General features: G+C 60.3%; 10 protein-coding genes and 1 pseudogene. 4 read left to right on the top strand and 7 right to left on the bottom strand.

Going from position 1 to position 14,217, the window contains the following annotated elements:
• Positions 1-37: 37 nt before the first annotated feature.
• The 7 genes and pseudogenes from A7317_RS09820 to A7317_RS09795 all read right to left on the bottom strand — a co-directional run bounded on the left by A7317_RS09820 (position 38) and on the right by A7317_RS09795 (position 9,151).
• A complete protein-coding gene (locus A7317_RS09820; RefSeq protein WP_024074631.1) occupies positions 38-1,030 on the bottom strand; it encodes a helix-turn-helix domain-containing protein in 993 nt (330 codons plus the stop codon).
• Between the two features lie 1,214 nt (positions 1,031-2,244).
• On the bottom strand, positions 2,245-3,165 hold the full coding sequence (locus tag A7317_RS09815; protein ID WP_069075670.1) for a substrate-binding domain-containing protein: 921 nt from the start codon (positions 3,163-3,165) through the stop codon (positions 2,245-2,247).
• A 17-nt stretch (positions 3,166-3,182) separates the two neighbouring features.
• On the bottom strand, positions 3,183-3,938 hold the full coding sequence (locus tag A7317_RS31505; RefSeq protein ID WP_370531119.1) for a methyl-accepting chemotaxis protein: 756 nt from the start codon (positions 3,936-3,938) through the stop codon (positions 3,183-3,185).
• Positions 3,939-4,040: 102 nt separating this feature from the next.
• A pseudogene (locus tag A7317_RS31500) lies at positions 4,041-4,460 on the bottom strand (HAMP domain-containing protein); the annotation flags it as partial.
• 920 nt (positions 4,461-5,380) lie between these two features.
• Entirely contained in the window at positions 5,381-6,631 is a 1,251-nt protein-coding gene (locus A7317_RS09805) for a glycoside hydrolase family 68 protein (RefSeq protein WP_024074730.1), read from the bottom strand.
• Positions 6,632-6,882: 251 nt separating this feature from the next.
• Entirely contained in the window at positions 6,883-7,188 is a 306-nt protein-coding gene (locus tag A7317_RS09800) for a hypothetical protein (RefSeq protein WP_069075668.1), read from the bottom strand.
• Positions 7,189-7,651: 463 nt separating this feature from the next.
• Positions 7,652-9,151 carry a CoA-acylating methylmalonate-semialdehyde dehydrogenase gene (locus A7317_RS09795; RefSeq protein ID WP_024074728.1) on the bottom strand — a complete coding sequence of 500 codons (1,500 nt, stop codon included), beginning with the start codon at positions 9,149-9,151 and terminating at the stop codon, positions 7,652-7,654.
• 109 nt (positions 9,152-9,260) lie between these two features.
• Here A7317_RS09795 and A7317_RS09790 point away from each other — a divergent pair, with 109 nt between their 5' ends.
• The 4 genes from A7317_RS09790 (at position 9,261) to A7317_RS09775 (ending at position 14,201) form a co-directional block, all read left to right on the top strand.
• Complete coding sequence (locus A7317_RS09790) at positions 9,261-10,199, top strand: LysR family transcriptional regulator (RefSeq protein ID WP_024074727.1); 939 nt, start codon at positions 9,261-9,263, stop codon at positions 10,197-10,199.
• Between the two features lie 575 nt (positions 10,200-10,774).
• The gene (locus A7317_RS09785) at positions 10,775-12,646 is read left to right on the top strand and encodes a 3-dehydroquinate synthase (RefSeq protein WP_069075667.1); all 1,872 of its coding nucleotides are present in this window, start codon (positions 10,775-10,777) and stop codon (positions 12,644-12,646) included.
• Positions 12,647-12,651: 5 nt separating this feature from the next.
• Positions 12,652-13,521, top strand: a complete 870-nt coding sequence (locus tag A7317_RS09780; protein WP_041160900.1) for a UbiA family prenyltransferase — start codon at positions 12,652-12,654, stop codon at positions 13,519-13,521.
• Complete coding sequence (locus A7317_RS09775) at positions 13,518-14,201, top strand: EboA domain-containing protein (protein ID WP_024074724.1); 684 nt, start codon at positions 13,518-13,520, stop codon at positions 14,199-14,201. The genes A7317_RS09780 and A7317_RS09775 overlap by 4 nt, the downstream gene beginning before the upstream one ends.
• The last annotated feature ends 16 nt before the right edge of the window (positions 14,202-14,217 follow it).

Here is a 14,217-nt window from a genome sequence, read left to right as displayed (position 1 = left end):
ATCCTAGTAACGCGTGACGTGAGCCGGTTATCCGTTTTCAGCAGAGTTGAGTGCGACGCAGGGTCTGTGAAGGGCTTTCGCCGAACATCGTGCGGTAATCGCTGGAGAACCGGCTCAGGTGCCAGAACCCCCAGCGCGCCGCCACTTCCTGTACGCCATGGGCTTGGGTGCTCATTCGCAGTTCACGTCGCACCGCATTGAGGCGCAGCGCACGCAGATAAGCCACCGGATTGATCCCCAGGGTTTCCTGAAAACAGTACTGGAGCTTGCGTCGGCTGGCGCCGATGTGATTGCACAGGTCGAGGATCGACAGCGGCTCGTCGAGGTGACTCAACGCGTATTCGCGGGCGCGGTCGACCATCCTTTTGCGAGCCGTGGGATTGAGCGGCGGCGCTTGATCCGGCGCCACCAATTCCAACAAGTGCAGCATCACCGCATCGCGTATGCCGCGACGGATAGAGTCATGCCCCAGCACCGCATCACGCCCCTGATCGCAGCCCGCCAGTTCATCGAATAGCGCCATGAGTTCACGTTGCACCGATGAGTTGCCCAGGCGGTAACACTTGGGAAGATCGGTAATTCGAAACTGGCTGCCCTGACGCTCCAGGACATGCTCCAACGCCTGTTCTTCAATCGCCACACTGAGCAAATCCAAGTGTTGTGGCGTGAGCAGTTCGGGAAGATTTTCGCCATGGGCGACCAGCAGGCTAGGCTCATGGATCGGATGCCCCGAACAATACAGCGCGCCGCTGGCACTCAGGGGCAAGCTGAACGTGATCGCGCCTTTCCAGGCCGTTCCCCTTTTGATCATGGCCTGATTAGAGCGGTCGCGTGCCAGTTGCATCCAGCCCGAGCGGAATTCGATCAGCTCCCCTGTAAAGGGGCCCGGTGATAGTTGGTCATAGCGAACGTGCCAACCGTCCATATTACGAGCGTGCTCATCGATGTCGTTCGTCTGCCAACGCTGGAAGGGTAATGTCGATCGAACCAGCGCAGAGGCGGTGGGCACCAGCATATTGTTGTTGTTCATTGACCCAACCTTTTTCAGTTGCAAGGCTTACGGGTCGGTTATTACGCAAGTTCCATTCCGCCCTGTGGGGGGTTTGCGCATTTGTGCCGAAAATGGATAGTGGGGGGGGTTGCCAGGGGTGGGGATCTACAGGGCTTTGGTGTGGCCCTGAACCTGTGGTGGCTTGGGAGCCTATGACTATCTAACTGATGCTCCGCGGCTTATATGTGGGAGGGGCGGTGCGACGATTCGACTTGCCCCCGATGGCGGCCTCGGGGCCGACCAGGATGTTGGAGTGGAATGAGTACATATCCGTTGCTGCGGTAACGGCTACTTAGGGTTCCGCTCTTACAGCGGGTCACTTTTGGAAGAGCGCTGTATGGACCGGACACATGGTTGACGGGTGTGCGGGGACATGGTGGACACTTTTCGGCGAGCCAATTTCGCCGGAAATCAGGAAACACGCGTTATCGTTGACGTTTTTCGCGAGCAAGCTCGCTCCTACAGAAGGCGATGTACGCTTAACTGAAACGGCATTAGGGCAAGCCCGCATGCCGTTCAGCTAAGGCTTTTTTGTAGGAGCGAGCTTGCTCGCGAAGAACTCACAGGCACCGCGTTCATTCAGGACACACGCGTTATCGTTGAGGTTTTTCGCGAGCAAGCTTGCTCCTACAGAAGGCGATGTACGCTTAACTGAAACGGCATTAGGGCAAGCCCGCATGCCGTTCAGCTAAGGCTTTTTTGTAGGAGCGAGCTTGCTCGCGAAGAACTCACAGGCACCGCGTTCATTCAGGACACACGCGTTATCGTTGAGGTTTTTCGCGAGCAAGCTTGCTCCTACAGAAGGCGATGTACGCTTAACTGAAACGGCATTAGGGCAAGCCCGCATGCCGTTCAGCTAAGGCTTTTTTGTAGGAGCGAGCTTGCTCGCGAAGAACTCACAGGCGCCGCGTTGATTCAGGAAACACGCGTTATCGTTGAGGTTTTTCGCGAGCAAGCTCGCTCCTACAGAAGGCGATGTACGCTTAACTGAAACGGCATTAGGGCAAGCCCGCATGCCGTTCAGTTAAGGCTTTTTTGTAGGAGCGAGCTTGCTCGCGAAGAACTCACAGGCACCGCGTTCATTCAGGAAGCACGCGTTATCGTTGACGTTTTTCGCGAGCAAGCTCGCTCCTACAGAAGGCGATGCATTTGACCGCGTTCCAAGGCTGGATCGAGGTGCTCAGTCCGAGCCCCTATTCAAACGCCTGGCGATTCTCCGGTGTGATCAACTTGAACGGCACCCAGACCACCGTCGACTCCAGCACCTCACCGCGTACCAGGCGCAGTGCGGTGTCCACTGCGCCGCCGGCCTGGCCTGCGGCGTCCTGAAATACGCTGACCGCCATCTTGCCCTCAGCCATCAATTTCAAACCGTCCGGGGTGCCGTCGATGCCGCCGACCCAGTAGTCCTTGGCCTGCTTGCCGGCCTTTTCCAATCCCATGATCGCGCCGATCGCCATTTCATCGTTATTGGCCGCGATGATCGAAAAATCGACACCCTGCTTGATCCAGTCAATGACAATCGTGGCAGCCTGGCTACGCTCCCAGTTACCGACTTTTTTCTGGACGACTTTCATATCCGGGTATTTGGCGACGACTTTTTCCACGTCTTCGGTGCGCATCAAGGAGGATGCGTTGGCCGGGTCGCCCACCAGAATCACCACATTGCCCTTGTAACCGGCGCGGCGCGCCAGCTCTTCCATCTGCAACGTCCCTGACTCCAACTCGTTGGAGCCGACAAACGCAGTCTGCGCCGGCCATTTTTCCGGGTTCGGATTGCGGTTGACGAATACCAGCGGGATCTTTGCGTCCGTGGCCAACTGCATCATTTGCGCCGCACTTTTGCCGTCAACCATCGCGACGATAATCGCGTCCACCTTGGCGTTGACCAGGTTGCGGAATTGGCGCATCTGCAAATCGATGCTGTCCTGCCCGTTCTCCATAAAGATGTCGGCGTTCATGACGCTGGCCTGTTGCTGCACCCCATTGCGCAGCAGGGTCTGGAAGTTGTCGTCGTATTTTGCCATGCCCACACCCAGCAAGGGCGTGGCGGCCTGGGTTGGGCCCGGAATGAACAGCGTCGCCCCCAAGGCGAGCATTAACCATGCTTTCATGTTCTGACTCCCGCGGCTCAAACGCTGAAATGATGGAGCAGCTCGCGCTGCACCTTGGCCATGTCCGACAGCTCGTGGCTGCTGATGGCGGACTGCTCGGCACCGTCTGCCGTCTGCTGGGCCGAATCGTTGATCTGGATGACCATCCGACTGGTTTCCTGCACCGTGGCGCTCTGCTGCTCGGTGGCGGCGGCAATCTGAATATTCATGTCGCGGATACTGTCGACCGAATCGCTCATCGACAGCAGCAAGTCACCGGCACCCGAGGCCAGGGACACGCACTGGCTGGACTGCGCCTGGCTTTCGTTCATCACGTGCACCACCGAGTGAATTTTTTCCTGCATGAGCCCGATCATGTCCTGGATTTCGCTGGTCGAGGTCTGGGTACGGCTGGCCAGGGAACGCACTTCATCGGCCACTACCGCAAAACCACGTCCCTGCTCGCCGGCACGGGCCGCTTCGATCGCCGCATTCAGGGCAAGCAGGTTGGTCTGTTCGGCAATGGTGCGAATGGCGACCACAATGCCCTCGATGTTCTGCCCGTACTTCTGCAACTCATCGGTCACCTGCGTGGCTTTGTTCACCTGGTCAGCCTGCTGGCGGATATTGACGATGGTCTCGGCCACGCGCGCCTGCACCTTGTGGGTGAGCTCACTCGTGTCGTCCACGGCCTGGCGGGTGTCCTGCGCACGCCGGGCCACCTCTTCGACCGTGCTTTCCATCTGCGTCATGGCCGAGGCTGCCGATTGCAACCGGTCCTTCTGCTCATCCACCACACGGGTGGTCTGTTCGCTGTTCAAGGCGTTGCTGCCGGCGGTCACGGCCAGCGCATCGGCAGAGCTGATCAATTCACGGAAGGTTTTCTGCAGGGCCTTGGTCAGTTCGTTCAGGTAACCCCCCAACTCACCGAACTCATCTTTACGGCTGACATCGAAACTGACCCGCATGTCGCCCGCAGTGAGCGTCTTGAGGACTTCGCGAAACGCCGCCAGCGGACGCCGCAAGCTGAAGGCGACCCAGGTGCCAATCAACACCGCCGCCAGCACCGCAAGCACACACGCGATCAACAGCAAGCTGCGGCTGGTGCCGATGGTGGCATTGGCAGACTGACTGGCCTGGTTGGCCACCTCCAGGGACTGGCTGCCGAACTCGCCAATCCTGTCCAGGGTGGCTTTCAGCGCCGCCTCCACCGCATTGCGTTGCTGCTGCACCTGCGCGGCCAGTTTCGCCTCCACCTGATAAGCCTGGAGCAAGCCGTCAGGGGCGGTCAGATCCGTCAGCAGACGGTTGACCATGACCCCGGCAATCCGCCCGACCCGCGGGTCAATCGCCGTCAGGGCCTGGGCCCGGGTGCTGATCACTTCGTCTTGCAGATTGAGCACACGCTGTAATTTATCAATGGCGGGCGTGACAGCATGGGCCGCGAAGCCATCGTAGGATTTGTTGACTTCCAGCAGCAGCTTTTCCGCTGCGGCAACCTGTTGCGGCTCGCCGACACTGCGCGCATGCGCGATGTAATCACGCAAATAGCTGGTCAACTGCATGGCCTGCGCGCTGCTGTAGCCTTGCAATTTGCGCGTCAGCGCCAACTGCTGCACATGTTGCAAGTGGGACGTCATCAACGCCTGCGCCTGTTCGGCGTAGGCCGCTACCTCTTGGCGCTGCTGCGCCAGGTTCGCCCGCAGCGCTTCATGCTCGCCTGTGTAGGCAACGGTGCTGTCGAGTAACTGATTGAACTGAGCGATGCTCTCGGTAAACGGTCGCTTGCCGTCCTCGATCTGCTTGGGGTCGGTGCTGATCTGAATGGCCAGCAATGCCTGGTTGGCGCGTAGGATATGCACATACAGCTCACTGGCGGCCCGGCTCAAGGGCGCCGACTGGCCGGTAATAATGGTCAAGCGACTGCTGATGGACTGCGTGTTCTGATAGCTGATCCCCGCCATGATCAGCAGTAACAGCACCAACACCGCAAACCCGCCGATCACACGCTGCAATATGGTCATGGCCACCCCTTTTGATTTTTATTCGTTGACCTGAGCGACGACCAGGCGTGCCCCTACGAGTTCGGGATCACTCGTGGTGCTAGTGCCTGTATCGGCCGGGTGGGCTGGGACTTGAGCGGTGAAGACAGGCTGTAACGCGCTCAAAAAAATGTGGGAGGGGGCTTGCCCCCTCCCACCTACCTGATGAAATCAGGCTGGCTTTTGCACTGGGGTTACTGGCTCAACACCACATCCCGCATCGCCGGAATGTAGCCGTAGTCATAAGACTCCTGCACAAACGAGCGAGCGCCCTTCAACACGATCCTGACCGTCGGCGCTTCGGTCCCGCCGATGCGGTAGTCATCGCCGGTGGTGGGTACGCTGTCGATGAACGACGTCACCAGGCCGTTGGGCATCACGCAGTGAGAGTACGTCTGGAACGGCTGCGAAGGCGGGTTGCCGAGTACCAGCCCCGACGCATTCATCGGTGCATAGGGGCCGAACAGATGATCGCTGACAAAGCCATAGACGCCATCCGGACCCGTCACGCCATCCGCGTAGGTGAACTTGTGGCTGATGGTGAACAGGTAGTACTTGTTGTCCTGGAACACATAGTGCGGCCGCTCGGTCTGGTCATTCACCCCGACGGCAGTCACCAGCGGCGGCAGGATTTCCCACTCGTCACCGTTGAGGTCCTTGGCCACGGCGATGCCGATGCAACCCACCTGGTAGCGGGCGCCGCCCACGTCCTCATGCCCCGGTGGCACCAGTCCCAGCTCGTTCGGGCCCACTTCGTGAGTCCCGCGCTCGCCGGCCACATTGCCTTCGAACACCATGTACAACTTGCCATCGACGGGGTCGATAAAGGGGCTGGGATCGCGAAAGTTCCAGGTCGCGTTCTGTGCTTCGGTTTGGTAGTAGGTGCCATCGGCCTCGAACAACGACTTGACCTGATCAAAGCCCTGGAGGGTGACACCGGTGTCCGAGGTGACAACCTGGCCCCTGACTTTGGCAATCGTGGCACCCGGCGTGACGCAGGTGTAGTACAGGTCGATATCACCGTTGTTATTCAACAGGATCGGCGTGCCTGCCCATTCACGGGTGGTCGGCGAAACCCCTTCGGCCATGACACGGCCGCCGAAGATCCAGTCCTTGCCGGTACGCGAATACCAGTAGCAGATACGCGCATGACCATGGCGGTCCTCCCAATCGCGCTTGATGTCGTAGCGGCCATCGGCGTTGATGAATTGTGGATCATGGGGGCGACGGTCGGCGGTCAGGGTGAAGATCACTGACCAGCCATCCACCGATACCACCGTGCCATCGAGTTCACGCAATGGCATGGTGTCCCAGATAAAGACCGTGTCACTCATGACAGGAAAGTCAGGACTCACTAACGGCTGTGTCGTCGTCGGGTCATTTTCATTAACTTTCAGCGCATCGGCCCGTGTCCAGCGAGTGGGTGTGTGATTCGCATGTTTCATGATGATGTCCTTTTGCTGACGCTTAAGTGACAAGCGAAGATTAAATAGCACCTGACAGCCCGCAACTTAATGGCGACTGAAAGAGCATATGATAGTTGCATCTGCAAGTGCGAAAACAGGTTTAACATGGAAGCCTGAATATCACAACATGAGGGATTATTTAGATTACAAAGGCCATCACTGTGTTTATATCCTTGATATAAATACAGTGGCACTTGCAATAAATGACAGCTCAGTAGAAAGCGAGCCAATCAATTACCGAACACCCGCGCCGCGGCCTTGGCCCCGGCGTTCTTCTGGGTAAAGCCTTTGGCTTGCGCCGCCGTCTTCAAGGTTTGGGCGTCGTTGGAAGTTGCCGTCCATTGTGTTTTAGGCGACTTCTGATGGGTGATCGGCGGCACACTGTTTGTATCAGTGAACATCCCGGTGACCTTGTCACCCAACATGCCTTTGTTTTGGCTGCGCTCGCCAAAACAATTACGTTCAGAAAGGATATTGGCATTCTGCGCCAGGGTGAAACCGGTCAAGCCGATGAGTTTGCGTTCTGGATAGGACATGAGTTCCCTCTCTCGATATAAAACGGCTCGGTATAACGAGCCTGTGCATCAAGTTAATCCGTTAACTTGCACACAGTGTTTGGCATGGCTGAAGTTGCCGAGTGTTGGTCGATCAGCGCTTAAACACTGTGTTTATGTACAGTATTCTTGAATCACTGAATCGTCAACCCTTGCGCAGTCAAAAAAATGGGAGGGGGCAAGCCCTAATGCCGTTCAGTTAAGGCTTTTTTGTAGGAGCGAGCTTGCTCGCGAAGAACTTACAGGCGCCGCGTTCAGGAAACACGCGTTATCGTTGACGTTTTTCGCGAGCAAGCTCGCTCCTACAGAAGGCGATGTACGCTTAACTGAATGGCATTAGGGCTTGGCCCCGAGGGTGGTGGGTCAGTCGACATCTCTACGACTGATCCACCGCCATCGGGGGCAAGCCCCCTCCCACATTTGCCCTGCGGTGTTCTTCCAAGCGTTATTTGGACACAGGCATCGCAAACTCCGCACCCTGCTCGATGCTTTCCGACCAGCGCTGCATGATCGACTTCTGCTTGGTGTAGAAGCGCACGCCTTCGGTGCCGTAGGCATGCATGTCGCCAAACAGGCTCTTCTTCCAGCCACCAAACCCGTGCCAGGCCATCGGCACCGGGATCGGTACGTTGATGCCGACCATGCCCACTTCGATACGCCGCGCAAACTCGCGGGCAATGTTGCCGTCGCGGGTAAAGCAGCTGACGCCGTTGCCGAACTCGTGGTCGTTGACCAGCTTCACCGCCTCGGCAAAGTCATTCACGCGCACACAGGCCAGCACCGGGCCGAAGATTTCTTCGCGGTAGATGCTCATCTCTTTGGTCACGTGGTCGAACAAGGTCGCGCCGAGCCAGAAGCCGTTTTCCAGGCCCGCTTCGGTAGGCACATAGTCACGCCCGTCGAGCAGCAGTTGCGCGCCGGCCTGCACGCCTTGTTCGATGTAGCCGCTGATGCGCTCCAGGGCGGCGCGCGAGACGATCGGGCCCATTTCGGCCTTGAGGTCGCGGCCGTCGGTGATGCGCAGTTGCTTGGCTCGTTCGGTCAGGGCGGCGATGACTTTGTCGCCCACATCGCCCACCAGCACCGCGACGGAGATGGCCATGCAGCGTTCGCCGGCACTGCCGTAGGCGGCGCCCATCAGCGCGTCGACGGTTTTCTCGATATCCGCGTCGGGCATTACCACCATGTGGTTCTTCGCGCCGCCCAGGCCCTGGACGCGCTTGCCGTTGCGCGCGCCGGTTTCGTAGATGTATTGGGCGATCGGCGTGGAGCCGACAAAGCTCACGGCCTTGACGTCCGGGTGTGCGATCAACGCGTCCACCGCTTCCTTGTCGCCCTGCACCACGTTGAATACACCTTTGGGCAGGCCGGCTTCATGCAGCAGCTCGGCCATGAACAGCGAGGCGCTCGGGTCGGTCGGGCTTGGCTTGAGGATGAAGGTGTTGCCCGCCGCGATGGCGATCGGGTACATCCACATCGGCACCATCACCGGGAAGTTGAACGGTGTGACGCCGGCGACCACGCCCAGGGGCTGGCGCATCGTCCAATTGTCCATGCCACGGGAAACCTGGTCGGAGTGTTCGCCCTTGAGCAGGTTGGGAATGCCACAGGCGAATTCGAGGATGTCGATACCACGGTCGACTTCGCCCTGGGCATCGGTGAAGACCTTGCCGTGTTCAGCAACGATGATGCGCGCCAGGTCGTCCTTGCGCTCACGCAGCAGGTGCAGGTATTCGAACAATACGCGGGCGCGGCGGATTGGTGGGGTGTCAGCCCAACGGGTGAACGCGGCTTGCGCGGCGGCGACGGCCTCATCGACCGTCTGCCGGCTGGCCAGGGCGACGCGGCCGGTCACTTCGCCGGTGGCCGGGTTGTAGACGTCCTGATAGCGATCATCGCGGCTGACGCGCTGGTCGTTGATGTAGTGCTCGATTGTTGTAGTCATGGCAGTAGATCCCAGGTGGGTTGCGTTGGGACACACGATAGGCTTTCGGTTTGTTCCAAACCAGAGCAGAATCCAGAACTGCTTGTCCTCATAAGCGAACAATAACCCCATGGAAAAATCCGAGATCGAAGGGCTGTGGACCCACATTCACTGGCTCTCAGTGCTGGAGGAACACGGCACCTACACCGCTGCGGCCGCGCGCCTGGGGGTGAGTAAATCCGCGGTCAGCCAGCGTATTTCCGACCTGGAGAAAGCCACCGGCACACGCCTGGTGACGCGCACCACGCGCAGCGTGCGGTTGACCGATGCCGGGTTGTCGTTGACCCGTGAAGTGCGCGGTGCCTATGAGCAAATCGCCCGCAGCTTCTCGTCCGTACGCGATTCCGCCGGCGAGATTCGTGGCCTGGTGCGCTTGACCGCCCCGGTGGCATTCGCCCGGCAACAGTTGGTGCCGCACCTGTCGGAGTTCCTCCAGCACTACCCGCAGGTGCGTATCCAGCTGGACGTGTCGGACGCCTTGAGCTCGCTGGCCGCCGAAGGCTACGACCTGGCGGTGCGCCACGGTTTCCAGGTACCGGAAACCCATGTGGCCTGGAAGCTGTGCGACACCACCTCAGTGCTGGTTGCCAGCCGTGACTACCTGCAACGCCACGGTGAACCGCGCGCGCCCGCCGACCTCAGCGCACACAACTGCCTCTATTACCCGCGCGGCACCGACCAACCGGCCTGGACCTTCGAGCGCGGCAGCAGGAAAGTCGAACGGGTCACCGTGCCCATCGCCGGCAGCTTCTCCACCAACAACAGCGAAGCCCTGCGCGACGCGGCGCTCAACCACCTGGGCATCGCCCTGCTCCCGGACTTCAGCGCCCACGCCGCCCTGGCCGGCGGCAAACTGGTGCAGGTGCTCAAGGACTGGACGCTCAAGGGCGCGTTTGCCGATGAGATCTACCTGATTCGGCCCTACTCGCCCCATGTACCCAAGTCGGTGAGTGCGCTGGTGGGTTACCTCAAGGAAAAACTCTCTAGCGGCTTTCGTTTCCTCGGTTAGCGCACGCCGGCTCAGTGGCCTCTTGAGCGCATCCGTGCGCACCCCGCAGCATTGCGGGCAACGCGCGCACAACGGGTTTAAAGGCCAATAACGCAGGTCCCTTTAGTTGCAGGACGCTCCCGAAACAACTCCACGGTTCGAGCATGCCCGCATTAAACGGAATCATTCTCGACAAATACAACGTGGAACAACGCTATATAGCGAACGGCAATAATTCATCCCCGAAAACAACACGCTTCGCGCACTTGAACATCAATGACTCATTCAAGACAAACACGTTTGACGGGTTATTGGCGTCATTCAAAATACCATGCAACTCGTTGTAATAAATCAATAAATCCCATCACACAAAACCCGTCTCGACCTGCTTTCAGTCGCGTTTTAAAACGCTGTCGCCCGACAAACTTGCAAAAAAACCACAACCGACTAAGTTCATCCATACCATGAAGGCAATCAGCCATTGCCCGTATAAACAGCCATCCAGGCGAGGAATTTTATTGCTCTGAAAACCGACCAGACGCAGCGTTAACACAAGACACGGAATTTAAGTCTTAACACTCAAAAGGGATGCTTTGATGAAGCGCAGCCGGTGGTATCGTGCGTTCTCGAAAAAGGGGCCAGTTGAACATTTCTGGCTGTCATTGCTGTGCTTTTCGGGGCTGGTCATCGCCAGCTTCCTGTTGTTCGAACAACAGATCCAAGACGTCCTGATACACCTCAACCTCTATCAGCCGACGACCCCCACGCAAACATTCAACCTGGCGCTGCTGCTGATTGCCCTGCTCGCGCTGGACGTGGTGCTGCCCGTGCCGTCGAGCCTGGTGGCGCTGCTGGCGGTGGCGATGCTGGGCAGCCTGGGCGGTTACCTGGTGATTTTCATTGGCCTGTGCCTCGGTGCCGGGTTGGGGTACGCCCTGGGGGCCGGGTATTTTCGCCTGCTGTCAGGCCGCCTGGGCCTGCATCAGCGCCAACCGGGGCAGTTGGCGTATCGCTTGGGCACACTCTCGCTGATTTGCCTGCGTGGCGTACCGGTACTGGCGGAAACCTCGGTGGTGGCCGCCGGCATGCAGCGCTATCCGCTGCGGGCATTTACAGTCATCACCACCCTGGCCAACGCGGGCCTGGCCCTGGCCTACACGGCTATCGGTACATTCCTGATCGAGCAAAACGCGCTGCTGGTGACGATCCTCGCCAGCATGGTGTTGCCGGTGGTGTTTGTGGCGGGCTACAGCCTGTTCAAGGCCGCGCGCAAGCCGCACGCCGAGCAAGCGCTGCACGGGCGCTTCGAAGTCCGTTATGACTACCCGGTGGTGTTCACCGACCACCTGTTCGCCCCGCTCAACCCTTGTCTGCATCGCCAACTCACCGCCCAGCACAGCGGCCCGGTGACGGTACTGGTGTTCGCCGATGAACAACTGTTGCTCAGCACACCGCACCTGCTGGAAGAGATCGACAGCTACTTTGCCGCGCATCCCGACTTGCATCTGCAGGCGGCACCGATTGCGCTGCCGGCCGGTGAACTGAGCAAGCACGCGCAGGTACTGGAACGGCTGTACAGCGACATGCTGCAACACGGCCTGGACCGGCATTGCTACGTGCTGGCCCTGGGCGGCGGTGCGGTGCTGGATGCAGTGGGCTACGCCTGCGCCACCTTCCATCGTGGCATTCGCCTGATCCGTATCCCGAGCACCGTGCTGGCGCAGAACGATGCCGGTATCGGCGTGAAGAACGGCATCAATGCCTTCGGCCAGAAGAACCTGTTGGGCGCCTTCTACCCCGCCACGGCGGTGCTCAATGACTTTCAACTGCTGACCAGCCTCACCCGCCTCGACCAGATCGCCGGGCTGGCCGAGGCGGTGAAGGTGGCCTTGATCAAGGACCGGGCTTTTTTCGAATGGATGGAACAGCACGCCGACGCCCTCGCCCATTTCGATCACGCTGCCAGCCGCTACGCCATTCGCCGCTGCGCCGAACTGCACCTGCACCACATCACCGGGGCCGGCGACCCCTTCGAACGCGGTAACGGCCGGCCCCTGGATTACGGGCACTGGGCCGCGCACAAACTGGAAAACCTCAGCCATCACCGCCTGCGCCATGGCGAGGCGGTGGCGGTGGGCATGGCCCTGGATGGGGTGTACGCCAATGCCCTGGGGCTGCTGGGCGATGCCGACATCGAACGGATCATGCAGTTGTTGCTCACGCTCGGTTTCAACCTGTGCCCACCGGAGCTGGCCTTGCGGGACGCGCAAGGTCGCTCGCCGGTATTGCTCGGGCTGGAGGAATTCCGTCAGCACCTGGGCGGGCAACTGTCGATCCCGATGCTCTGCCGCATCGGTGAGTCGGTGGACCTGCACGAAATCGACAACGCGAAGATGGAAGCTGCCCTGCAACGCCTGCTGAGTCGCAGCGATGCCGCGCTGCCGCTGGGTGAGGGCTACGCACAATGAGCCCGATGAAAACCTGGATGACCCTTGGCCGCGTCTCCAACCTGCCCACGGTGTGGACCAACACCCTGGCCGCCGCCCTGCTCGCCAGCAGTGCCGGCGCCCTGGCGCCGCCGTCATGGCTGGTGTGGGGGTTGCTGTTGATCACCCTGTCGCTGCTGTACCTGGCGGGCATGCTGCTCAATGACCTGCTCGATGCCGACTGGGACCGGCAACACCACAACCCGCGCCCGATCACCCTGGGCCTGGCCAGCCGCCAGCAAGTCGGCGTGGCGACCGCGCTGTTGCTGAGCCTGGCCGCTGCCGCGGTGCTGGGCCTGAGCCGCTTGATCGATGAGCCGCATTGGTTGCTCGGCGGCGTACTGCTGCTGGTGGGCTGCATCTTCGGCTACAACCTGCTGCACAAGAAGTACGCCCACAGCGTATGGCTGATGGGAGCCTGTCGCTCGGCGCTGTACCTCACCGCCGCCGCCAGCCTGGCGGTGCCACCGGAACCGATCTGGCTCTGCGCGATCCTGCTCGGCGTGTACATCAGCGGCCTCACCTACCTGGCACGCCAGGAACACCGCAACCAGCTGATCAGCCGCCTGCCGTTGCTGCTGATGCTCAGCCCGCTGGCCCTGGCGATCTACTCCAACAACCTGTGGTTCTGGCCGGTGCTGCTGTTGTGGCTCGGTTGGTTGGGCTGGCACTACCACCAACACCTGGCCAACCCGCAACAGCGCCAGGTTCGCGCGTTTATCGGTGCCGGCCTGGCCGCCCTGCCGTTGTTCGATGCACTGGTACTGGCCGTGGCCGACCAGCCGGTTGGCAGCCTGTTATGTGTACTGGTGTTTTTCCTGCTGCCCCACTTTCAACGCTGGATCAAGCCGACATGAACATGCGCCAGGATTGCCTCACCGAACATCGCCAAAACTTGAGCCAGCAGCTGGATAACACCGAGCAACAGTGGTGGCAGCAGGCGCAGCAACGGCTTGTGCAACAGCCGGACGCCGACACGGCCGCACTGTTGAGCGGCCAGTGCAAGCGCCAGTTGAAAGCGCCCGTGGTCGCGCTGGCGCGGGCCTTGCTGTTGGCCCAGGTGCTGGAGACCTGCGCCGCTGCCGAGCGATTGGCACTGCTGCGCCAGCTGTTCCTGTGGGGCGACGACCTGGAAAAAATCGCCTTGCTCAACGCTCTCGACTGGCTCGACAGCGACGGGCAGTGCCTGGCGCTGGCGCTGCAGGCCGGGCGCACCAGCAACCCCCAGGTGTTTGCCGCCCTCGCCCTCGACTCCGCCTACCCGTCGCGTCACTACCCGGAGCACGCCTTTCACCAACTGGTGCTCAAAGCCCTCGGCATGGGCCTGGACATCACGCGCCTGGTCGGCCTGGCGCAGCGCCACAGCGTCAGCCTCAACCAGCTGGCCCTCGACCTGTTGGACGAACAGCTCGCCGCCGGGCGCAGCGTGTCCCCCGGCCTGCCCCGGGTGATCGCCTTCAACCTGCTCAGCCCGGCACAACTGCAACGCCTGCGCGGCCTGTGCCTGCCGCCGGAATGGCACACGTACCTGAATTGACGCCCAGTGCCGCCCC

This window comes from Pseudomonas fluorescens (assembly GCF_001708445.1).
Lineage (GTDB): Bacteria > Pseudomonadota > Gammaproteobacteria > Pseudomonadales > Pseudomonadaceae > Aquipseudomonas > Aquipseudomonas gorinensis.
This window is presented reverse-complemented; position numbering and strand designations above follow the sequence as displayed.